General features: G+C 61.8%; 24 protein-coding genes. 5 read left to right on the top strand and 19 right to left on the bottom strand.

Annotation, left to right across the window (positions count from 1 at the left end; all coding sequences use genetic code 11):
• Positions 1–59: 59 nt before the first annotated feature.
• The 8 genes from GPK94_RS08280 to rpmG form a co-directional block, all read right to left on the bottom strand.
• Positions 60–761, bottom strand: coding sequence for a response regulator transcription factor (locus tag GPK94_RS08280; protein WP_101693463.1), 702 nt, complete (start codon positions 759–761; stop codon positions 60–62).
• Between the two features lie 220 nt (positions 762–981).
• Positions 982–1,362: a 50S ribosomal protein L7/L12 gene (gene rplL, locus GPK94_RS08275; RefSeq protein WP_101693464.1), complete on the bottom strand. Its 381-nt coding sequence runs from the start codon at positions 1,360–1,362 to the stop codon at positions 982–984.
• A gap of 107 nt (positions 1,363–1,469) precedes the next feature.
• Entirely contained in the window at positions 1,470–2,015 is a 546-nt protein-coding gene (gene rplJ / locus GPK94_RS08270) for a 50S ribosomal protein L10 (RefSeq protein WP_101693465.1), read from the bottom strand.
• 356 nt (positions 2,016–2,371) lie between these two features.
• Complete coding sequence (rplA, locus tag GPK94_RS08265) at positions 2,372–3,064, bottom strand: 50S ribosomal protein L1 (RefSeq protein ID WP_101693466.1); 693 nt, start codon at positions 3,062–3,064, stop codon at positions 2,372–2,374.
• A 19-nt stretch (positions 3,065–3,083) separates the two neighbouring features.
• The gene (rplK, locus tag GPK94_RS08260) at positions 3,084–3,509 is read right to left on the bottom strand and encodes a 50S ribosomal protein L11 (protein WP_101693467.1); all 426 of its coding nucleotides are present in this window, start codon (positions 3,507–3,509) and stop codon (positions 3,084–3,086) included.
• An 88-nt stretch (positions 3,510–3,597) separates the two neighbouring features.
• Positions 3,598–4,122 carry a transcription termination/antitermination protein NusG gene (gene nusG, locus GPK94_RS08255; RefSeq protein WP_101693468.1) on the bottom strand — a complete coding sequence of 175 codons (525 nt, stop codon included), beginning with the start codon at positions 4,120–4,122 and terminating at the stop codon, positions 3,598–3,600.
• Between the two features lie 12 nt (positions 4,123–4,134).
• A complete protein-coding gene (gene secE / locus GPK94_RS08250; protein WP_101693469.1) occupies positions 4,135–4,416 on the bottom strand; it encodes a preprotein translocase subunit SecE in 282 nt (93 codons plus the stop codon).
• 39 nt (positions 4,417–4,455) lie between these two features.
• On the bottom strand, positions 4,456–4,620 hold the full coding sequence (gene rpmG, locus GPK94_RS08245) for a 50S ribosomal protein L33 (protein ID WP_087262704.1): 165 nt from the start codon (positions 4,618–4,620) through the stop codon (positions 4,456–4,458).
• A 327-nt stretch (positions 4,621–4,947) separates the two neighbouring features.
• Between rpmG and ruvX the strand changes: the two genes are divergently transcribed.
• Both ruvX and GPK94_RS08235 read left to right on the top strand, forming a co-directional pair.
• A complete protein-coding gene (gene ruvX, locus GPK94_RS08240; RefSeq protein ID WP_101693470.1) occupies positions 4,948–5,367 on the top strand; it encodes a Holliday junction resolvase RuvX in 420 nt (139 codons plus the stop codon).
• Positions 5,368–5,425: 58 nt separating this feature from the next.
• The gene (locus tag GPK94_RS08235; RefSeq protein WP_101693471.1) at positions 5,426–5,731 is read left to right on the top strand and encodes a putative quinol monooxygenase; all 306 of its coding nucleotides are present in this window, start codon (positions 5,426–5,428) and stop codon (positions 5,729–5,731) included.
• Here GPK94_RS08235 and GPK94_RS08230 read toward each other — a convergent pair.
• The 6 genes from GPK94_RS08230 to GPK94_RS08205 form a co-directional block, all read right to left on the bottom strand.
• Complete coding sequence (locus tag GPK94_RS08230) at positions 5,728–6,090, bottom strand: sulfite exporter TauE/SafE family protein (RefSeq protein WP_186962782.1); 363 nt, start codon at positions 6,088–6,090, stop codon at positions 5,728–5,730. The genes GPK94_RS08235 and GPK94_RS08230 overlap by 4 nt on opposite strands.
• A complete protein-coding gene (locus GPK94_RS08225; protein WP_252192550.1) occupies positions 6,084–6,467 on the bottom strand; it encodes a TSUP family transporter in 384 nt (127 codons plus the stop codon). The genes GPK94_RS08230 and GPK94_RS08225 overlap by 7 nt, the downstream gene beginning before the upstream one ends.
• 62 nt (positions 6,468–6,529) lie before the next feature.
• On the bottom strand, positions 6,530–7,225 hold the full coding sequence (locus tag GPK94_RS08220) for a tRNA threonylcarbamoyladenosine dehydratase (protein WP_215655744.1): 696 nt from the start codon (positions 7,223–7,225) through the stop codon (positions 6,530–6,532).
• A 116-nt stretch (positions 7,226–7,341) separates the two neighbouring features.
• Complete coding sequence (locus GPK94_RS08215) at positions 7,342–8,889, bottom strand: peptidylprolyl isomerase (RefSeq protein ID WP_195278290.1); 1,548 nt, start codon at positions 8,887–8,889, stop codon at positions 7,342–7,344.
• A 133-nt stretch (positions 8,890–9,022) separates the two neighbouring features.
• Complete coding sequence (locus GPK94_RS08210) at positions 9,023–10,189, bottom strand: alanyl-tRNA editing protein (protein WP_215655500.1); 1,167 nt, start codon at positions 10,187–10,189, stop codon at positions 9,023–9,025.
• A gap of 94 nt (positions 10,190–10,283) precedes the next feature.
• Complete coding sequence (locus GPK94_RS08205) at positions 10,284–12,515, bottom strand: hydratase (protein ID WP_186962786.1); 2,232 nt, start codon at positions 12,513–12,515, stop codon at positions 10,284–10,286.
• 212 nt (positions 12,516–12,727) lie between these two features.
• Between GPK94_RS08205 and GPK94_RS08200 the strand changes: the two genes are divergently transcribed.
• Positions 12,728–14,311: an N-acetylmuramoyl-L-alanine amidase family protein gene (locus GPK94_RS08200; RefSeq protein WP_215655498.1), complete on the top strand. Its 1,584-nt coding sequence runs from the start codon at positions 12,728–12,730 to the stop codon at positions 14,309–14,311.
• A gap of 290 nt (positions 14,312–14,601) precedes the next feature.
• Here the strand turns inward: GPK94_RS08200 and GPK94_RS08190 are convergent, their stop codons facing one another.
• The 5 genes from GPK94_RS08190 to tsaE all read right to left on the bottom strand — a co-directional run bounded on the left by GPK94_RS08190 (position 14,602) and on the right by tsaE (position 19,413).
• A complete protein-coding gene (locus tag GPK94_RS08190) occupies positions 14,602–16,266 on the bottom strand; it encodes a formate--tetrahydrofolate ligase (RefSeq protein WP_101693477.1) in 1,665 nt (554 codons plus the stop codon).
• Positions 16,267–16,432: 166 nt separating this feature from the next.
• Entirely contained in the window at positions 16,433–17,515 is a 1,083-nt protein-coding gene (gene eutH, locus GPK94_RS08185) for an ethanolamine utilization protein EutH (RefSeq protein ID WP_215655496.1), read from the bottom strand.
• Between the two features lie 76 nt (positions 17,516–17,591).
• Positions 17,592–18,221 carry a uracil phosphoribosyltransferase gene (gene upp / locus GPK94_RS08180; protein WP_101694001.1) on the bottom strand — a complete coding sequence of 210 codons (630 nt, stop codon included), beginning with the start codon at positions 18,219–18,221 and terminating at the stop codon, positions 17,592–17,594.
• A gap of 20 nt (positions 18,222–18,241) precedes the next feature.
• Complete coding sequence (gene tsaB, locus GPK94_RS08175) at positions 18,242–18,967, bottom strand: tRNA (adenosine(37)-N6)-threonylcarbamoyltransferase complex dimerization subunit type 1 TsaB (protein ID WP_252192549.1); 726 nt, start codon at positions 18,965–18,967, stop codon at positions 18,242–18,244.
• Positions 18,964–19,413, bottom strand: coding sequence for a tRNA (adenosine(37)-N6)-threonylcarbamoyltransferase complex ATPase subunit type 1 TsaE (tsaE, locus tag GPK94_RS08170; RefSeq protein WP_186962788.1), 450 nt, complete (start codon positions 19,411–19,413; stop codon positions 18,964–18,966). Before tsaE ends, tsaB begins: the two co-directional genes overlap by 4 nt.
• A gap of 148 nt (positions 19,414–19,561) precedes the next feature.
• Between tsaE and GPK94_RS08165 the strand changes: the two genes are divergently transcribed.
• Together GPK94_RS08165 and GPK94_RS08160 are read left to right on the top strand one after the other, a co-directional pair.
• Positions 19,562–20,782: an FtsW/RodA/SpoVE family cell cycle protein gene (locus GPK94_RS08165; RefSeq protein WP_252192548.1), complete on the top strand. Its 1,221-nt coding sequence runs from the start codon at positions 19,562–19,564 to the stop codon at positions 20,780–20,782.
• Between the two features lie 75 nt (positions 20,783–20,857).
• Complete coding sequence (locus GPK94_RS08160) at positions 20,858–22,195, top strand: S-layer homology domain-containing protein (protein WP_193537617.1); 1,338 nt, start codon at positions 20,858–20,860, stop codon at positions 22,193–22,195.
• Positions 22,196–22,213 lie beyond the last annotated feature (18 nt).

The following is a 22,213-nucleotide window of genomic DNA, read 5'->3' as shown; positions in this document are numbered from 1 at the left end:
CTCCAAAAATGGCCATGAGCGTTAGTCCGATCAGGAGGAACAGCACACTCAAAATACCTTTACTTTTTTTCCATTTTGTATCCAATGCCCCACACCACCTTTAAATACTCCGGTTCCTTTGGATTGAGTTCGATCTTCTCCCGGATGTGCCGGATATGGACCATGACCGTGTTTTCCGAGGCATAGGCCTCCTCCCCGTCCCACACCCGGCGGTAGATCTCCTCAGCCGGAAAGATCCGTCCCAGATTGCGCATCAACAGATCCACGATGCGGGTCTCAGTAGCGGTGAGTCGGACCGGTTCTCCATCCACCCGAAGCTCCAGCGCCTCCGGCAAATAGGTGAGACGGCCGTTGACAATCTCTCCGCTCCGCTCTTCCGCATGGACATCCCCCAGCCGGGTATACCGCCGCAGCTGACTGCGGACCCGGGCCAGCAGCTCTTGGGGATTGTAAGGCTTGGACACATAGTCGTCGGCCCCCATGGAGAGTCCCAGGATCTTGTCGCTGTCCTCACTCTTGGCGGAGAGCACGATGATGGGCAGGTTCCGTTTCTCCCGGATCTTCATCAGGGCGGAAAGCCCGTCCAGCCTGGGCATCATCACGTCCAGCAGGATGAGCTGTACCGAGCGCTCACAGGCCAGCTCCAGCGCCTCCAGGCCGTTGTAGGCCCGCAGCACCCGGTATCCCTCCTTCTCCAGCAGCAGGGCAATAGCCTGGACAATCTCCCGGTCGTCATCCACTACCAGTACACACGCTTCCATCTAGACATCTCCTCCACCGTTTGAACTTCCCCGATCGGTCCCGATCTCCTTCCGGCAAGGATAGGATAGCAGGCGCTTCTTATAGTTTTCCAGGGGCATTTCTTAGCAATTTCTTAACGTTATCCCATCATAGCATTTGATCCGTCTGCCGTCAAAGGGCATAAAAAAACGTGCGTGCCCCGATTGGGACACGCACGTTGCAGTACAGCAAGAGAAACTCTTACTTCAGCTCGACCTTGGCGCCGGCCTCCTCGAGCTTCTTCTTCATCTCCTCGGCCTCGTCCTTGGAGACACCCTCCTTCAGAGCCTTGGGAGCGCCCTCGACCAGGCCCTTGGCGTCAGCCAGGCCCAGGCCGGTGATCTCGCGGACAACCTTGATGACCTTGATCTTAGCAGCAGCGTCGAAGCCGGCCAGAACCACGTCGAACTCGGTCTTCTCAGCAGCAGCCTCGCCGCCGGCAGCGCCGCCAGCAGCGGGAGCAGCCATAGCAGCAGCGGAAACGCCGAACTCCTCCTCCAGAGCGTGCACCAGCTCGGACAGCTCCAGAACAGTCAGGCCCTTAACCTCTTCAATCAAAGCAGTGATCTTCTCGCTAGCCATGATAAGATACCTCCTAAATTCAATCATTTAAAAAATAAGTTTGAGTCTCCCCAGTGCGGGGATGCGGGGAACAGAACCGCTGTCAGGCGGGTACTGACGTACCAACCTTACTCGGCAGCGGGAGCCTCCTCGGCGGGAGCAGCCTCGACGAAGCCGCCCTTCTCCTCGGCGATCGCCTTGAGGACGATGGCCAGGCTGGTGATGGGAGCCAGCATGGTGCCCAGAACCTGAGCCTGCAGGACTTCCTTGGAAGGCAGGTCGGACAGAGCCTTGATCTCGTCCAGAGACAGCACCTTGCCGTCCATGAAACCGGCCTTGATGGTGAACTTCTCGCCGTTGAACTGCTTGGCGAACTTCGCGATCACACGCATGGGAGCGATGGGGTCACCATGGCTCAGGGCCAGAGAAGTGGTACCATTCAGAACGGAATCCATCTCCTCCAGACCCACGTTGTTGATGGCGAAACGAACCAGGGTGTTCTTCACAACAGCGTAGTCCAGCTCGTTCTTGCGGCACTCGGCACGCAGGGCGGTATCCTCGGCAACGGTGATACCCTTATAGTCCACCAGAACACCGCTGGCAGCGGTCTTCAGCTTCTCAGTCAGGTCGGCGACAATGGCCTGCTTCTCACTCAGAACCTTTGCGTTAGGCATGTGGGATTCACCTCCATGAAATAAAAAATGCTATTCTCATGCTCAAAGCACGAAAACAGCACAAAGAAAGCTTCTTCACTTGCTGCATTCTCGGCGGGGCTTATGGCTGCCCGCTGTCTTTGAACACGCGAATTATTATATCACCCCGGACAGGCTATGTCAAGCATAACCTGTCCGGAAATGATCTTTTTTGTGGGGCTGCGCCGGATGGCACATCTCCCCGGCTTGTCACGCTACGGCTCGCGCACGATCGGGTCGCCAAGTCACGCTCCGCGAAAAATGCCGCCGGCCTGCGGCCGACCTGTTTTTTCGCCTGCGCCGTTCCTTGGCTCCCCTGTTCGCGGCCTTCGCGCTTCTTACACCAGCTTGGCGCCGTTGATCTTCACACCGGGGCCCATGGTGGTGGCGGTGACACAGCTCTTGATATACTGACCCTTGGCGGCAGCAGGCTTAGCCTTGATGATGGCGCCCATGAGAGCGGTGAAGTTCTCGGTCAGCTTCTCAGCGCCGAAGGACACCTTGCCGATGGGGCAGTGGATGATGTTGGTCTTGTCCAGACGGTACTCGACCTTACCGGCCTTGATCTCCTTAACAGCCTTGGCCACGTCGGGGGTGACGGTGCCGGCCTTGGGGGAGGGCATCAGGCCCTTGGGGCCCAGGACCTTACCGAGGCGGCCAACCACGCCCATCATGTCGGGAGAGGCGACGACCACATCATAGTCGAACCAGTTCTCGGACTGGATCTTCTGCACCAGGTCCATCTCGCCGACGAAATCAGCGCCGGCCTCCTTGGCGGCCTCAGCCTTGTCGCCCTTGGCGAAGACCAGCACACGCTGGGTCTTGCCGGTGCCGTGGGGCAGGACGATGGCGCCGCGGACCTGCTGGTCCGCATGGCGGGAGTCAACGCCCAGCTTGACGTGCAGCTCGACGGTCTCGTCGAACTTGGCGGTGGCGGTCTTCACGACCAGGTCCATAGCCTCAGCGGCATCATAGAGAGTGCCCTTCTCGATCTTCTTGGCGCTCTCGACGTACTTCTTACCTCTAAACATTGCTTCTCCCTCCTTCGCCTTAGTCGCCCACGACAACGCCCATGGAGCGGGCGGTGCCGGCGATCATGCTCATGGCGGACTCGATGCTGGCCGCATTCAGGTCGGGCATCTTGGTCTCCGCGATCTTGCGGACGTCCTCCTTGCTGATGGTGGCAACCTTGGTCTTGTTGGGCACACCGGAACCAGACTCGATGTTGCAGGCCTTCTTGATGAGCACGGCGGCGGGAGGAGTCTTGGTGATGAAGGTGAAGGAGCGGTCGGCATACACGGTGATGACGACGGGGATGATCATGCCCACGTCATTCTTGGTGCGCTCGTTGAACTCCTTGGTGAAAGCGGCGATATTCACGCCATGCTGGCCGAGGGCGGGGCCCACAGGGGGGGCGGGAGTCGCCTTGCCGGCAGGAATCTGCAGTTTGACGTAACCAGTAACTTTCTGTGCCATTTGAAACAGCACCTCCTACTTAAATGTGGTTGAGACGGAATTGATACAATTCCTCCCACGTGCGGGGGATACGGGGTCTTTCACCCGTTTAGTCGTCGACCCGCTCCACCTGATCGAGCTCCAGCTCGACAGGGGTCTCACGGCCGAACATCTCGACCACGACGCGCACTTTGCTGCGCTCCAGGTCGATCTCTTCCACGGCGCCCAGGAAGGACTCCAGCGCGCCTTCAGTGATCTTGACGCGGTCGCCCACTTCATAGCCGACCACGACTTCCTTCTTCTCCACACCCATGGAGGCAACCTCCTCCTCGGTGAGGGGAATGGGCTTGCTGCCCGAACCCACAAAACCAGTCACGCCGCGCACGTTGCGCACCAGGTGCCAGGTCTCGTCGGTCATGACCATCTTCACCAGCACATAGCCAGGGAAGACCTTGCGGTCCACGGTCTTAGGCCCGTTTTCGGTGATCTCGGTAACCGTCTCCATGGGGATGTTTACCTCATGGATGAGATCGCGCATCCCGCGGTTTTCCACCGCCTTCTCAATGGAAGCAGCTACGGTGTTCTCGTAACCAGAATAGGTGTGCGCGACATACCACTTCGCGTTATCTGCCATACTCGCCGCTCCTTAACCCTTGAACAGATTCATGAGCGCGGCGAAGACGGACTGCGCCAGCCAGTCAAACGCCCAGATGCAGATGCCAATGACGATACAGCACACGATGACGACGACGGTGTTGTTGATCGTCTGCTTTTTCGTGGGCCACTGGACCTTCTTGAGTTCGACCTTCATCTCGCGGAACCACTTGCCGATGCGGGCGAAAAAGCCAGGCTTGGACTTCTTGACATCCTTCTTGGACTTGTCCGCCTTGGCGGCAGCGGCCTGCTCGTTCTTCTCGTAATCAGGCATTCCGTACACCCTTCTTTCTTAATGAGAGATACATTCTCATTACTTGGTCTCGTTGTGAACCGTATGCTTTCTGCAGAAGGGGCAGTACTTGTTCAGCTCCAGACGGTCGGGAGTGTTCTTCTTATTCTTGTTGGTGTTGTAGTTTCTCTGCTTGCACTCGGAGCAGCGGAGGGTGATCTTCACCCGGGAACCTGCCTTTGCCATGTGTTCGGCACCTCCTTCAATAGTTGAGCGGTACACCGGCATAAAAAAACGCCGGATACAGCCCTTGGCCGAATCCAGCGACGTGGGCGCACTGCGCCTATCGTCACGGTGCGGACTCGGCATGTCTGCCTCCCTATGTCCTCGCCTGGAGGGGAGGGTTTCATGCCCGTCACACCGTAAAAACGTGCACAAAAGAAAAGCCCTCTTTCATAGGTGTTTTCAGAATAGCACACCCTCCACTGAAAGTCAAGCTTCTTTTGAAATAAAAATTGACTTTTTCCTTCTCTGCCCGGATAATAGAACCAGACACGAAGGAGGAATGAAACCATGCGCATTATGGCCATCGACTACGGCGATGCCCGCACCGGGATCGCCATATCGGACGCCACCGGTCTTCTGGCCGGCTTTACCACCGTCATCCACAGCCGAAAGAGCGAGGTGGTCGCGGAGGAGATCGAAAAGCTGATCGCCGCCCACGGGGTGGAGGAGCTTGTCATGGGCTTCCCCCGCAATATGGACGGCACAGAGGGCCCCCGGGCCGAGCTCTACCGGGCATTCGCCGGACAGCTGGAGGAGCGTACCGGCCTCACCCCGGTGCTCTGGGACGAGCGGCGCACCACCGTGGAGGCCCACAGCATCCTCCACGCCAGCGGCAAGAAGATGAAGCAGCACAAAAAGACGGTGGACGCCGTGGCCGCCACGCTGATCCTGGAGGGCTATCTCACCCTCCGCCGGAACCGCCCCTGATCCCATCTCCTCCGGCGTGCATCCCCGCACATCATGTTTTGGAAAGGAGTCTTTTCTCATGCATATCGTGCTCAATGTGACCTACACCCTCCACCCCGGCGCCCGGGAGGCCTTCCTGGCCGCCCTTCAGCAGAATCAGCTTCTGGAACAGGTCCGCGGAGAGGCGGGCTGTCTCCAGTATGAGCTCTTTGCCGCCGTGGAGTCTCCCGACCGGCTGGTGCTGCTGGAGCACTGGGACAGCCAGGCCCATCTGGACGCCCATATGGCGGGCGCTCCCTTCCAGGCCATCCACCAGGTGGAACAGGCCCACGTGGCCCAGGTGGATGTCCGCCGCTTTGACGTGAGCGCCGGAGAGAAGGGTTAACGGGGCCGGGCGAAGAGCTCCCGCACCCCTACCACCAGCAGGAAGCCCCCAAAGCACCGGTGGAGCAGCTCCACCTCCAGCCCTGTGGCCACCCAGGCCGCCAGTGCGGTGCCCGCCAGTCCGGCCAGGATGGCGGGCACCGCTGTTTTTTTGTCTACATACCCGTTGCGCACATGGGAAACGAGGGCGGTGGACGCCGTGGGCAGAAAATAGAGCAGGTTGATCCCCTGGGCCAGGTGCTGGGGGATTCCGGCGACCGCGGTGAGATAGAGGAGCAGAAGAGTCCCCCCGCCCACGCCGAACCCGGAGAGGATGCCGGTCAGCCCGCCCACCAGCACCGCCCCCCACCAGGCTACCATCCCAGCAGCGCCTTCCCCCCGCCGTAGAGAAGGAACGCGCCAAAAATCCGGCGCAGCCACAGGATATTGACCCCCCGGAAGAGCTTTCCGCCCAAGAATCCTCCTGCCAGTCCCCCCACCAGATAGGGCAGCGCCAGGGACAGATCCAGTCCGCCCCGGAGCCAGTAGATCCCGGCCGAGAGCATGCACAGGGGCAGGATTACCGCCACCGATGTGGCGAAGGCCCGGCGGGGCTCCAGCTGACAGCGGCCCAGGAGCATGGGCACCAGGATCATCCCCCCTCCCCCGCCGAAAAAGCCGTTTGCCAGCCCCGCCAATCCACCTGCAACCAGGGCCGCCAGGGGCAGCCGCTGTTTTTTTCCATTCCGATTTATCAAAAAGCATCCCTCCATTGCTCTCAGTCTGCCAATGGAGGGATGCTTTTATTCCAGATTCCGTTCTATGCCTGGTTCCGTCCCGCAAGTGTCATGATCACGTCGCCGGCCATCATCAGCCCCGCGCAGGAGGGCACCCAGGATACGCTGGCGGGCACGCTGCGGCGTCCCGGCGGCGGGGCCTCCCCGCTCTGGTCCGTGACGGCGGGCAGCTCGGGAGACCAGACCACCCGGTGGTGATGGATCCCCCGATTGCGCAGTTCCTTGCGCACCACCCGGGCCAGGGGACAGCCCTCTGTTTTGGAGATGTCGCTGATGCGGAACTGGCTGGGGTCCAGCTTGTTGCCCGTGCCCAGTGCCGAGATCATGGGGATCCCCCGTTCCAGCGCAGTCTGGATCAGATCCAGCTTGCAGGAGACCAGGTCGATGGCGTCCACCACAAAATTATAGCGCTCGCCGAAAAACTCCTCCCGGCAGGCTCCCTCATACCGTTTCACCACCGGTGTCACCCGACAATCCGGGCTGATGTCTCTCACCCGGGCGGCCAGTGCCTCCGCCTTGGGCATCCCCAGGGTGGAGTGGAGGGCCCCCAGCTGCCGGTTCAGGTTGGTCATTCCCACCTCGTCATGGTCCACCAGGGTCAGCGCGCCGATCCCGGCCCGGGCCAGGGCCTCCACAGCCCAGCTTCCCACGCCGCCCAGACCGAACACGGCCACATGGCTGTTCCACAGCCGCTCCATGGCGGCCTCCCCCAGCATCATCTCCGTACGCAAAAAGGCTTCCTGTCCCACTGTGTTCACTCCTTCCGCCCGATAAAACGAGGGCGGGGCAATGCCCCGCCCCCTCAGGCTGTCAAATTCAAATGGTCTCGTGCAGATCAGCCGATATACTGGATACCGGAGCCGTCCACAGCCTCATAGCCCTCCTGCAGGCCCTCCAGCCAGGTCTGGACGTCGGCATCCCGCAGATCGTTCTCCGCGGTGTACTTCCACAGGGGATCGCCCACGCTGTCCAGATACATCACATGCCAGCCCTGCTGTCCGGACTGGGTATTCTCCACCAGACCGGTGTCGCCCACCTTGCGGCCATCGGCAAAGATCCAGTTCAGGAAATCGGCAAAGAAGCTGGTGTCCCGGGTCACATCCTCATAGAGGCCGCCGTTGTCCTTGGAGCCAGGGTCCTCGGAGTTGGCCTTGGCCAGCTCGGCAAAGGAGTCGGCGCTCTGATCGCCCGCCTTGAACTGATCCAGGATCTCCTGGGCCTTATCCTCGGCGGCCTGCATGGCCTCCTCGGTGGGCTCCTCCGCTCCCTCGGCCACCTCGGCCTTCACCAGGATGTGGCGGATATTGGCGGTGCCGAAGTCGTCCTCGTTGCGGAAGCGCTCCACAAACTGCACCACATAGTAGCCGGAGCCCTCGGACTCGACCACCGTGATGTCGCCGGCCTTGCGGCTGCTGTCGCTGAGCCACTCCTGATAGGGGCCAGCCAGGGCGCTGCCCACATGGCTCATCTCTCCCTCATAGGTGAGGTCCTCGTCCTCCGCCTTGGCCGCCTCGGCCGCCGTGGCAAAGTCAGACTTCTCCACCTCGCTCCGGAAGGCGTCGGCCTTAGCCTTGGCCGCCTCCATCGCAGCAGTCTGCTCCTCTTCCGTGGGCTCCACGGTGTTGCCCTCTTCATCGGTGGTGCTCTCCGCGGTGCCGCTGAAGAAGATGGTGTGATAGCGGAAGGTGTCCAGGTCCGCGGCGTTCTCGGTGTAATACTCCTCCAGCGCGGCGTCATCATAGGTCAGGCTGTCGGAATAAGCGGTCTGGTACTGCGAGGCCAGAAGGCTCTCCTCCAGGCAGCTGCGCAGGACCTTTTCATTCATATAAGAGCCAAAGTAGGCCTTGAGGAAGCTGTTCAGGCTGGGGTAGCCGTTCTGGCTGGCGCCGCTGCGGTAGCTCTCCAGGGCGGTCTCCAGCTGCTCCTGGCTCTCCTCGGTCAGAGTCACGCCCTCTTCCCGGGCCGCATCGGCCAGGGCGGCCTCCTTGATCATGGTAGCCTTCGCCTGCTCCATAAAGAGATCATAGAAGGTCTTGCCGCTCTCCTCATCCACCACCTGGTCCCGGTCGGACTTGGTGGAGTCATAGCCCATCATGGACAGATAATAGCCGTAGCTCTGCTTGGTCTGCCCATAGTAGTAGGAGACCTCAGCGGGGCTGTAATCCCGTCCGTTGATGGTCATAGCGACGGTACGGCTCTGGAAGAAGCCGGAATTCCAAACCAGCAGGGCCACCACCAGGACGGCCACCACCACGCCGATGACCGTATAGATCACCGTATTCCGCTTCTTGATGGCAGCTTCCTTGCGCTCCTTGATCTGCTTCTGGGTGAGCCCCTGGTTGGGGTCATCCTGGCGCTGCTTCTTTTCTCTGGATGCGCTCATTTTGTTCAGTCCTCTCGTAGTAATTCCCGCGAAGGGTAGTCTTCGCATAAACAACTTGACATTATACAGGAAAAGCCGTTTTCTTTCAAGTCCCAAGGCGGCTTCTCCGCCCGCTACATCCAGTTTTTACGGTTTATTCACACTTGTCCCACCAGGCTTCGATGGCCGCCCGGCCGGCGGTGACACTGCCCTGGACCATCCCGGCCGAGCCGCCGCCCCGTCCCTCCAGGGCGGCATTCATCTCCCGGACCAGCGGCCGGAGATCCCGCCCCGCGGAGCCCAGAATATAGCGGAAACGTCCCTCCTCCGGGGCAAAGGCGGCACACAGTCCGATCCCCCGCTCCAAGGCGGCGTTGACCAGCGCCCGGAGCCCGTCGGTGCCCAACTCTTCAAAAACCAGTACCCGCTCGGTCTCCCGGGGCAGAAGCTCCGCCTTGGCACAGGCCAGTGCCCGCCCCAGCCGGGCAGCGCGGAGTTTGGTCTGTTCCAGCTCCCCGCTCATCCGGCGGGCGGCCTCCGCCACGTCCTCCTGCTTGGCCGAGAGCAGATTGGAAATGGCCGTGATGCTCTCCTGCTTGCGCATCACATCCTCCACCGCCCGGCTGCCGCAGAGCATGCGCAGGCGCACGCCCCCCTTCCAGTTCTGCATGGAGAGCAGGTGGATGAGCCCCACCTCTCCCGTCCGCCCCACATGGGGCGCGCAGCAGGCACACCGGTCATACCCGGAAATGGTGACGATGCGCACGTGCTCCTTTAGATCCAGCTTGCTGCGGTATTCCAGGTGCTCCAGCTCCTCCGGCGCGGGGTAGGCGCACACCACGGAGACATTCTCCGCCACTGCCCGGTTGGCCCGGCGCTCTACCTCCTGGACGTCCGCCCAGGTCACCGGCCCGCTCAGGTCAATGGTGACCTCCTCGTCTCCCAGATGAAAGCCCACATTCTCCAGTCCGTAGAGGGTGTGGAAGAGCCCGGAGACGATGTGCTCTCCGGTGTGGCACTGCATCCGGGAAAAACGCACCTCCCAGTCGATCTCCCCCCGCACGCGGGTACCCACCGGCAGAGGACGGTCCGTGTGGTGCCAGATCGTGCCCTCCGCCTCCTGGGTGTCGGTGACGGACAGGGGCTCTCCCTCCGCCGGGTACAGGCTTCCCACATCGCCGAACTGTCCGCCTCCCTCCGGAAAGAAACAGGTCCGGTCCAGGGCGATCCGCCATCCGTCCTTCCGCTCCTCACAGGCTAGAACCGTGGCCTCTACCGAGCGGATATAACTGTCCAGATCATACACGCGCTCTGTCATCATAGTACGTATTTCTCCTTTTCAACCTTTGGAAAACAAGTCTTTTGTCAAAAGCGGGGACCCGCGGCGCGGGTCCCCGTCTTTTCGATGGCTTACCTTATTTGGCGTAGTAGTTGATGAGGCATCCGGCCAGGATGATCTCCCGCTCTTCCTGGGTGATGCCGGGCAGTTTGAGGGTCACCGGACGCTCCGCTCCGTTCTGGATCAGGACGGCCTGGATGCTCTCCTCGCCCCGCTCCAGCGCGGCACGAATCCCGGGCAGATAGAGCTGATCGCCGGGCTGGATGTTCCAATCCTTCACGTCCTCGGCGATGAAGGGGAGCATACCCCAGTTCACCACATTGGAGCGGTAGCGCTTGGTGGCAAACTCCGCGCACAGGTTGGCGCAGCCACCCAGCACCCGCTGACAGGAGGCCGCCTGCTCCCGGGCGGAGCCGTCGCCGGGCTTGAGGGCCATGACGAAGGAGCCCAGGCCGGTGGTCTTGGGGTCTCGTCCCATGAGGGCATCGGTGGCCTCTCCGGCGCGGCGCTTGCGCTCCTCCGCCAGGATGGCCTTGGCACGGGGCACATACTGGGGATCCTTCCGGGACAGGGCAAACTCGCTCAGCCGCAGGGGGTTGGAGCGATAGGAGGAGGTCTCACCGGAGGGGATCAGCTCGTCGGTGGTGGTCACCGGATCGTAGATGGCCGCCGCCGCCGTGAGGAGCAGGTTCTCCGGCAGGGGGATCTGCTCGGGCCAGTCGGCGATGTTGGGGCCGTAGACCAGCTCGGTCTCAGGCTTTGCCTTCCCCACGCCGAAATAGACCCGGGAACGGTAGGCCGAATCGTCATAGCTCCAGCTCTCGTCCTTCTGATCGGCCGGGCAGTCGGGCAGTTCGTCCGCCCCGGTGAGCACGCCGCCGTTGCGGGCGGTGGCCGCAATGGAGCGGGCGTCCATCAGGGCCACATAGGAGATCTGGCCCTCGCCGGGCTTGGAGCCCTCCCGGTTGGGGAAGTTGCGGGTGGAGTGGCGGATGGAGAAGGCGCCGTTGGCGGGCACGTCTCCCGCGCCGAAGCAGGGACCGCAGAAGCAGGAGCGGATGGAGGCACCCGCCGCCATCAGGTCGGCGATATAGCCCTGCCGGGTCAGCTCCAGATTGATGGGCATGGAGCCGGGGTAGCAGGAGAGCCAGAACTCATCCGGTCCGATGGCGCTCCCCTTCAGGATCTGGGCGGCGCGTACCAGGTTCTGATAAGTACCGCCCGAGCAGCCGGCGATGACGCCCTGATCCACCCGGAACTGTCCATTCACCAGCTTGTCGGTGAGGGGCGCGGCGCCCTTGATCCCCAGCTGTTCGGCCGCGTCGGCCTCCACCTGGCGGAGCAGCTCCCGGGCGTTGGCCTTGAACTCCCGGATGGTATAGGCGTTGGAGGGATGGAAGGGCAGGGCGATCATGGGCTCCACCGTGGACAGGTCCACCTCCAGAAGGCCGTCATACCAGGCTCCGTCCGCAGGGGCCTGGGCCTTGAACTCCTCGCCCCGGCCCAGGGCAGTCAGATGCGCGCGGGTCGTCTCGTCGGTGCTCCACACCGAGGACAGGCAGGCAGTCTCGGTGGTCATAACGTCGATGCCGGAGCGGTAGTCCATGGACAGGCTCCCCACGCCGGGTCCAAAGAACTCCATGACGGCGTTCTTTACCACGCCCTCCCGGAAGGTAGCCCCGATGATAGCAAGGGCCACATCCTGGGGACCCACGCCGGGCCGGGGCGCACCGGTGAGATGGATGCCGATGACCTTGGGATAGGCGATGTCATAGGTCTTGCGCAGGAGCTGACGGGCCAGCTCCGGTCCGCCCTCGCCGATGGCCATGGTACCGTAGGCGCCATACCGGGTGTGGGAGTCGGAACCCAGGATCATCTTGCCCGGCGCGGCATACCGCTCCCGCATATAGGAGTGGATGACTGCCTGATGGGCAGGTACAAACTCACCGCCGTACTTCTTGGCGGCCGAGAGGCCGAAGACATGGTCATCCTCGTTGATGGTGCCGCCCACCGCGCACAGGGAGTTGTGGCAGTTGGTGAGCACATAGGGCAGCGGGAATTCCGTCAGCCCGGAGGCCCGGGCAGTCTGGATGATGCCCACATAGGTGATGTCATGGGAGGCCATGGCATCGAACCGGATGGCCAGACGGTCCATGGTGTCCAGGGTGTTGTGGGCCTTGAGGATGCCGTAGGCCATGGTGCCCTCTCTGGCCTGGGCGGGGGCAGGCAGACCGGCGGTCCGGCCCTCCTCCTCCGAGAGGAAGGCGCCGGAACGGTAATAGACGCCGGAACGTGTGATTCGAATCATGTGGTTTCCCTCCAAACGGTGTCGCTCTCATTTAGCGATTTAGTTTATTGTATCAAGAAGCGGCAGAGAGCGCAACCCTTCCAAGCCCCTTCTTTCCCGATTTTGCACAAGTTCTTTCGAAATTTATGTCAACTATTTTTCCTGGATTCGGTTGACGGATTTGCTCCTTTCCGGTAAAATTATGTCTGCAATTCTCAGAAAAGGAGTCCGTCATGAAAAAAACTTTCCTATGTCTCCTCGCCATGCTCTGTCTGCTGGCCGGCTTTCTCACCGCCCAGGCGGCCGGACCGGCGGGAACGTTGAGCGTCTCTTTTTACAGTGAGAGCGCCAAGCGCTATGACGCCCCTGTCCAGACCGATCTGGTTCAGCTCCAGCTGGACGGCACGGCCCTTACCCCGCCTGACGTCCCGGCCCTCATCCAGTACATCGGCGGCGCAGGGCGGACTCTGGTCCCGGTGCGTCTGGTCTCGGAAGCCCTGGGTGCCGACGTGCTCTGGGTCAACGACACCCGTCAGGTCATCATCCAGAATGAGAGTCAGACCATCGTGCTCACCCTGGGCTCCTCCAAGGCAACGGTCAACGGCACGATTACCGATCTGCCCGGCGGCGTTCCGGCCGGTGCCGTTAAATACAACGGAAAAGAGAGCACCATGGTCCCCCTCCGTTTTGTCTCCGAGACCCTGGGTGCGGAGGTCCTCTGGGATAACGACACCTTTACTGCCGATATCCGTACCGGTGCAGTTACTCCGACTCCGACTCCCACCCCCACCCCCACGCCGACCCCGACTCCTACTCCTACGCCTACGCCCACACCGACTCCCACTCCCACGCCGACCCCTACGCCCACACCGTCGCCGGAGCATGAGGATCGGGGCACTATCGTGCGCATCGAGCAGGATGACAACGCCCAGTCCATCTTTATCGCCACCAACCATGTTCCGGAATACCGGGTGGTGGATCTGGGAACCCGGGTCGCCGTGGATATTCTGGGCACGGTCATCGACCCGGGCAGCGGCAGCATCACCGTGGAAAACGAGGTGATCACCGCCGTCCGCTACGCCCAGCACGGGGACGACCTGGGATACAGCTATCCCCACACAGTGCGCGTGGTCTTTGACCTGGCGGAGGGCTTTACCTACTCGGAAAATATAACCGTAGAGAAGCAGGTGGGCGGCGTTCTGGTGACCTCTCACTATGAGGATGTGGCGCCTCCTCCGGACATTCCCACCGATCCCATCGACCCCTCCACGGCCACCATTGTGATCGACCCCGGCCATGGCGGCTCCGCCTCCGGCGCCTACTACGAGGGGATCATGGAAAAGGATCTCACCTTCCCCATCAGTCTCTATCTGCGGGACATTCTGGAGGACGAGGGCTACAACGTAATCATGACCCGGGAGAGTGACGTCTACATGACCCTCTCCGACCGCTGTGCGGTGGCCAATGAGGTGGACGCCGACCTCTTCATTAGTATCCACTGCAACGCCTTGGCCAACAACACGAATTACCAGGGGCTCATCACCTTCTATTCCACAGGCAGTACCAAGGGCCAAAAACTGGCCCAGGCCGTCCAGGACGCCACGGCGGAGGCCACCGGGGCTATCAACCGCGGCATCCGGAACAACTCTGACTATACCGTCCTGCGGCAGACCAAAATGCCCGCCATTCTGGTGGAGACCGGCTTTATGTCCTCCCATGAGGAGCTCATGCGCCTGTCCGACCCGGCCTACCAGCAGCTTCTGGCTCAGGGCATGGCGGATGGTATCATCCGGTACCTGAACTCTTCTTCCTCATAATTGCAAAACAAAAAATCCCTGTCCGGGCACTGCGCACCGGACAGGGATTTTTTATGAACACGGAATGGAACGCTTAGAACAGCCCGGAGATCACGCCGTTCTCGTCGATATCGATCTTCTCCGCCGACGGCACCTTGGGCAGGCCGGGCATGCTTCCCAAAGCGGCGGGCCGCTTTGGGGCCCTTTTCTTTGATCTGCTCGGGCGGAATCAATCCGCCCGGCATCAAGCATTTGGCTTTGCCAAAGGACTTGTTGCGCCGCACCTGCGGCGGACATGACCATTCCCGGCCTTAGAACAAACCAGAGATCACGCCGTTCTCGTCGATATCGATCTTCTCCGCCGACGGCACCTTGGGCAGGCCGGGCATGGTCATGATATCGCCGGTCAGGGCGACGATAAAGCCGGCACCCGCCGAGACCTTCAGGTTGCGCACCGTGATGCGGAAGCCCTTGGGAGCGCCCAGGAGAGTCTGATCGTCCGAGAAGGAGTACTGCGTCTTGGCCATGCAGATGGGCAGATTGCCGTAGCCCAGTTCAGTCAGCTGCTTGAGCTGCTTCTTGGCGTTGGGGGTCAGATCCACGCCCTCGGCCCGGTAGATCTTGGTGGCGATGGCGTTGAGCTTCTCCTCAATGGAGGCGTCCGACTCATAGCAGTAGCGGAACTGGTTGGGCTGCTCGCACAGACGGACCACTTCCTCGGCCAGGGCCTTGCCGCCCTCGCCGCCCTTGGCCCACACCTCGGACAGGGCCACGTTGACGCCCAGCTCCTTGCACTTGTCCTCCACCAGCTTGAGCTCGGCGGCGGTATCCGTGGGGAAGGCATTGATGGCCACCACGCAGGGCAGACCAAAGACCTTGGTCACATTCTCCACGTGCTGGAGCAGGTTGGGAAGGCCGGCCTCCAGCGCAGTCAGGTTCTCCTGATTCAGATCGGCCTTGGCCACGCCGCCGTGGTGCTTCAGGGCGCGGACGGTGGCCACGATCACCACGGCGCTGGGCGCGAAGCCCGCGGCGCGGCACTTGATATCCAGGAACTTCTCAGCACCCAGGTCGGCGCCGAAGCCCGCCTCGGTGACCACATAGTCGCCCAGCTTCATGCCGGTGTCGGTGGCCATGATGGAGTTACAGCCGTGGGCGATGTTGGCAAAGGGTCCGCCGTGGATGAGCGCAGGGGTGTGCTCCAGGGTCTGGACCAGGTTGGGCTTGATGGCGTCCTTCAGGAGGGCGGCCATGGCGCCCTCGGCCTTCAGGTCATGGGCGGTGACCGGCTTGTCATCCCGGGTATAGGCCACGACCATGCGGGCCAGGCGGGCCTTCAGATCGGTCAGGCTGGTGGCCAGGCACAGAACCGCCATGATCTCGGAGGCCACCGTGATGTCGAATCCGTCCTCACGGGGCACGCCGTTGGGCTTGCCGCCCAGGCCGCAGATGATGTTGCGCAGCTGGCGGTCATTCATATCCACCGCGCGCTTCCAGGTGATCTTGCGCACGTCGATATCCAGCGCATTGCCCTGCTGAATGTGGTTATCCAGCATGGCGGCCAGCAGGTTGTTGGCCGCGCCGATGGCGTGGAAGTCACCGGTGAAGTGGAGGTTGATCTCCTCCATGGGGACCACCTGGGCATATCCGCCGCCGGCCGCGCCGCCCTTCACACCGAACACGGGGCCCAGGCTGGGCTCGCGCAGGCAGAGAACGACCTTTTTGCCCAGCTGATTGAGGGCATCGGCCAGTCCCACACTGGTGGTGGTCTTACCCTCGCCCGCCGGCGTGGGGTTGATGGCGGTCACCAGCACCAGCTTGGCCTTTCGAGGCATCTCTCGCAGGGGGTTGAGATCCAGCTTGGCCTTGGTGCGGCCATAGGGCTCCAGCATGTCCTCGGCAACTCCAAGCTTGGCGGCCACTTCTGCGATGGGCAGCATTTTCGCTTCCTGCGCGATTTCGATATCCGTTTTCATCGGAATACAGCCTCCTTTATCCATGTTCGCTTTCCGTTTGTTGTATGTAATCAATGGAATGTCCCGACTCCGGGAAACTCTGTTTCCATACTAGCACGGAAACGGAGGCATTGTCAAGACTTGGCAGTTTAGTTTTTGAAATTTTCTTATCAAGGCATCTGACCCCTTATTGTCCCTCCGGCTTGACCCGCGGATAGAAGAGGGCCGCTGCGCCCAGCGCGCACACGCCGCCCAGCAGCTTGGAGGCCACAAAGGCCGCCACCACCGCTCCCGGCTCCACGCTGGCGATAAAGGCCATCTGTCCCCCCAGGGCAAAGGCGCCCGACACGGAAAAGGCGGCGTTCATGGCCTTTCCTCTGGGGTCCATCTGGCTGAACAGAGGGAGCATGGAGAGACTGGTGGCCAGGCTCAAAATCAGGCCCACCGCCGCGGACTCATTCACACCCATCCAGCCCGCAAGGCGCCGGATGGGCCCCTGGCACCAGGCCAGGATCAGCCGGGAGAGCACCATGGCCCCGCAGACCACCGCGGTGATCTTCAGCACCACCACAAGGGCCTCCTCCGCCAACCCCGGCTCCGAGAGATTCCACGCCGGGAGAAAGAGTCCCAGCACCACCAGCGCGAAGAGCACAAAGCTCAGCGCCCGCACCCCGTTGCCCAGCAGCAGAAGCACCCGGGTGGTGGGGCCGGTGGCCTTCCAGAGGGCCAGGCAGAGCCCCGCACAGACCAGCAGAATAGGGGCACAGGTCCTTGCCAGCTCCCCCCATCCCACGCCCAGCAAAATGCCTCCGCTCAGAAGGGCGGCAGGGAGGGTGACGATCCCCAGCACCAGCCCCCGCATCATGGCTCCCACCTCTTCCCGCCCGATCCCGGCCAGAGAGAGGGGCAGCACAAAGCTCAGAGCACAGCCCAGTGTGGAGGAGACGATCACACCGGCAAACCGTCCTACCGCCGGATTCCCCGCCATTTCCCGGGCAATGGACCACCCGCCCAGGTCAGGGGCCAGGATGCAGCCCACCAGTACGCAGGGGTCAAAGGGAAGCACTCCGGCGAGAGCCGCCACCGCCTGGGTATTGCCCCGCACCGCGGTGATGCCCAGACAGTACAGCCCCACCAGGGAGATGGCCAGCCTGCCCATGGAGTCCACACCCCGTCCAAAGGGCTCCGCCAGTCCCATCCGGCCGCCCAGCAGCTGATCCAGCAGTCCCAGGGCCGCCAGAACCAGCAGAAACGCAATCAATCCATTCATATTCTCTCATCCCGCCATAAAAAGAGGGACGCCCCGCGCATATACCGGGGGCGTCCCTTCATCCAGTGTGATATTCTTACTTGGTGCCGAAGATACGGTCGCCCGCATCGCCCAGGCCGGGCACGATGTAGCCGTGCTCGTTGAGCTTCTCGTCCACAGCAGCCACATAGATCTCCACGTCGGGATGATCCTTGTGGACCCGCTCGATGCCCTCGGGGGCAGCAATGATGTTCATCAGCTTGATGTGCTTGACATCATAGTTCTTGATGAACTGGATGGCCGCGGAGGCAGAGCCGCCGGTAGCCAGCATGGGATCGAGGATGATGATGTCACGCTCGGCAATGTCGTTGGGCATCTTGCAGTAGTACTCCACGGGCTCCAGGGTCTCGGGATCCCGGTACAGGCCGATGTGGCCCACCTTGGCGGCGGGGAGCAACTCCAGAATGCCGTCCACCATGCCCAGGCCGGCCCGCAGCACGGGAACGATGGCCAGCTTCTTGCCCGCCAGGGTCTTGAACTTGGCGGTGGTGATGGGGGTCTTGATCTCGACCTCCTCCAGCGGCAGGTCGCGGGTGGCCTCATAGCACATAAGGGTGGCGATCTCGGAAACGACCTCCCGGAACTCCTTGGAGCCGGTGCGCTCATCCCGCAGGATGGAGAGCTTGTGCTGCAGCAGCGGGTGGTCCAGAATGTGTACCTTTTCCATGTCCATGGTATCTTCCCCTTTTATCTTGTTTTCTCAGCGGCTTCCTCCGCCCGGAGCCTTTCCAGCCGCTCCCGTTCCGCCTGAGAGAGGCGGTGGTAAACAGGGACCAGGCCCTGCGCGTCGGTCAGCGCCCCGGTTCGGGCCTGCTCCAGTGCCGCCCGGGCAACTCCCCAGGCGCTCTGATAGCGCAGATGGGGCGGCGCCAAATGGACATCCAGCCCCTGTTCCTTAAACGTAGTATAACATAAAAGCGCGCCGTCTCCAACCAGAATTTGCGGATTTTCCCTGTTTTTTAACTCGGCCGCCAGTTCCGGCAAGCCGATGGCCCGGTCGGGCGTGAGGCGCTCTAGTCCCTCTCCCGTTCCCCGGAAGCAGGCATTGTAGACCTGGCTGCGCCGGGCGTCCATCACGGCGCAGATCTCCCCGCCGGTGTGGGCCATGGTCCAGGCCATGGCCTCCAGGGTGGAGACCCCTGCACAGGGCTTTTCCGCCGGCCAGGCCAGTCCCTTGGCCGCCGCCACGCCGATCCGCAGCCCGGTAAAGGAGCCCGGACCAGCCGCCACCGCGATGAGATCGATCTCATCCAGGGTAGAAGCGCAGCTGTCCAGCATATGCTCCAGCATGGGCATCAGCGTGCGGCTGTGGGTCAGGCCGTTGTTCTGGAAGGACTGGGCGACCAGCTTCTCCTCCTCACACAGCGCCACGGAACAGGCCGTGGCCGAGGATTCCAGTGCCAAAATCTTCATGCTCTCCCCTCCTTCTCCGTGAGCGCGGGGGCCCCGGTGATGGTGAGGAGACGCTGGTCCTCTCCTGCTCCCCGGCGGATATCCACCCGGATACAGCCCGCTTCCAGGGCCCGCTCCACATTTTCGCTCCACTCTACGGCACACACGCCGCCCCGGGCCAGATAGTCCTCCCAGCCGATGTCAAAGAGCTCCTCCTCCGAGCCAAGGCGGTACATATCAAAGTGAAACAGCGGCAGACGGCCGCCCTCATATTCGTTGACGATGGTAAAGGTGGGACTGGTCACCCGCTCTGCGATGCCCAGGCCCCGGGCAAGCCCCCGGGTAAAGGCCGTCTTGCCCGCCCCCAGGTCTCCGGAAAAGGCCACCACCGACCCGGGTGTCAGCACCCGCGCCAAGGCCTCCCCCAGCGCCTCGGTATCGTCCACACAATTGGAAACATATTCCATGGATTCACGCTCCTTCAAACCGGGGATATTATAACATATCTTTGAAGAAAGCGCAAAACGGTTTACGTCTCTCCAAAAAGGTGATATGATAAGAGCCGTTCCTCGGAGCTTCCCGGCGGAAGCGCTCCGGATTTCTGATTGGTTCGATTTGGAAAGGAGGCCGTTTTCTCTGTCCTGGCTCACCGATTCCCTGAAAGAGTTTTTCCGCAAGGGCGACCTTGTGCTCCTCTCCCTCTGCCTGGCTGCCAGCGGCTTTGGACTGGTGCTCATTTACAGCGCATCCCGCTATACCGAGAGCACCCGCTTCATGCCGGTCCAGTCCATCGCGATTGTGCTGGGCGTGCTGGTCTATATTGTGATGTCCTCGGTGGACGTGGAGCTTTTTACCGAAAAATCCTGGAAGTTTCTTCTGGCCTTCAACATCGGTTTTGTGCTGCTCACCCGCACCCCCATCGGTGTGGACCACGGCACGGGCAACCGCAGCTGGCTCTCTATCCCCGGTATCCCCTTTGAGCTCCAGCCTGCGGAGATCGTCAAGCTCACCTTTATCCTGCTACTGGCCTGGCAGTGCAGCCGCATCCAGAGCCAGGGGCATGACATCAGCTCCATTCCCTCGGTCATGCAGATCACAGGACATACCCTGATGATGTTCGGCCTGATCGCGGTGGCCTCGGGCGACTTCGGCATGGGACTCACCTATCTCTTCATCTTCGTGGTGGTGGCTTGGGTGTCCGGTGTCAAGAAGCGCTGGTTTGTCCTGGCCATCCTGCTCTTTGCCGCCATGGTGGTGCTGATCGTTCTGTTCTGGGACAAGTTCAGCGGCATCTATTTCTTCCGCCGGATCAAGGTGGTGGTGGACCACATCACCGGCAACCCGGATACCCTCTACGATCAGACCATGGACACCGGGTGGCAGCAGACCAAGAGTATCACCGCCATCGGCAGCGGACAGCTCACCGGCATGGGTTACCTCAACGGCAACCTGACCCAGAGCGCCTATGCCACCAGCCTGCCCGCCCGGTACAACGACGAGATCTTCGCCGTCTGTGGTGAGGAGTTCGGCTTTATCGGCTGCGTGTTCCTGCTCCTCCTGATGTCTTCCATTATCCTGCGCTGCATCTGGGTGGCCCGGCGGGCCTGTTCCCCCCAGTCGGCCTACCTGGTGATGGGATATGCCGGAATGCTCCTGGCTCAGGTGGGCGTCAACATCGCCATGTGCCTGTATATCTTCCCCGTGGTGGGTCTGACCCTCCCCTTCGTGAGCTACGGCGGCTCCTCCATCATCACCATGTTTGCCGCCATGGGCATCGTATCCAGCGTAAAAATGCGCTCCCTCCCCAGCTGGCTACGGGACCGGAGCAAATTATAGGAAAAACCGCATAACCTCCTTGTTTTGGGAAAGACTGTGGGTGATCCCATTTTTCCAAACAAGGAGGTTTTTTCTTTGAAGCATTCCGCACTGACCCGCCGCCTGGTATCCCTGGGTGCGCTGTGCGCCCTCACCCTGACCTTCTCCCTTCCCGCCTCCGCTTTTCTGTTCTGGGGCAAGGAGGAGACATCGGTCGGAGAGGCCACGGTGGCCGCCTTTGCCAAAAACGGCCTGCCCGGAGAGTCCATCTCCTTCTCCGCCGAGGATTTTCGGGTGGACGCCGACGGAGATGTGGCCCTGGACGCCGTGGTCATCTCCTCCCTTCCCGACGCCGCAGCCGGCGTGCTCACCCTGGCCGGTATCCCGCTGAACGTGGGGGATTCCGTCTCCATGGACGCGGTGGATGGACTGCGCTTTCTCGCCTCCACTCAGCCCACCGCGGCCACCTCGCAGTTTACCTTTGCCCCGGTCTTCTCCAACGGTGTGTCCGGCCGGGAGGTGGAGGTAGGGCTCTACCTTCTCTCCGCTGAGAACAACACCCCGGTGGCCCAGCATCTGGAGCTCTCCACCTATAAAAACACCGTACTCACCGCACCGTTCTCCGCCACCGATCCCGAGGGAGATCTGCTCTCCTACCAGCTGGTCAGCAAGCCGGCCCGGGGCGCGGTGACCATGCCCGCCGAGGGGGAGAATACCTTCACCTACACGCCCTATGAGGGCAAGACCGGAAAAGACGCCTTCACCTACGTGGCCGTGGACTCGGTGGGCAACACCTCCGCTCCGGCCAAGGTGACCATCACCATCGAGAAGCCGGCCACCAAGGTCACCTATGCGGATATGGACGGCCACGCCGCCGCCAACGCCGCCATTCGTCTGGCCGAAGAGGGGATCTTTGTGGGGGAATGTATGGGGGACTCCTACTTCTTCCAGCCTGATCTGCCTGTGACCCGCAGCCAGTTCGTGGCTATGGTGATGGATACCACCGGGCTGGAGGCCCTGGAGGACGTGAGCCGCACCGGCTTTGCCGACGACACCTCCATTCCCCAGTGGGCCAAGCCCTATGTGGCCTCCGCCCTCAAAGCAGGACTGGTCCAGGGGACCCAGAGCGCCGACGGACAGGTGGTGTTCCAGCCCCAGGCCCTCGTGACCCGGGCCGAGGCCAGCGTACTGCTCAACCGGGTGCTCCAGGTCACCGACGTGGCGCAGCCCACTTTCGGCGTGGATCTGACCGGCGCGCCCGCCTGGGCGGTCCAGTCGGCGGCCAATCTGGAGAGCTGCGGCGTCCTTCAGGCCGAGTCCAACGGCACACTTACCCTTTCCAACACCCTGACCCGGGCGGAGGCCGCCCAGCTTCTGGTCGGTGCGCTCAACGTACTGGAAAACCGGGAGACCGGGAGCTTCCTTCCCTGGTAACATGCAAAAACGCGCCGC

This window comes from Pseudoflavonifractor sp. MCC625 (assembly GCF_018784545.1).
In the GTDB taxonomy this organism is placed as follows: Bacteria; Bacillota; Clostridia; order Oscillospirales; family Oscillospiraceae; genus Pseudoflavonifractor_A; species Pseudoflavonifractor_A gallinarum.
The sequence above is the reverse complement of the archived record's forward strand: the minus strand, read 5'-3'. Positions and strand labels throughout refer to the sequence as shown.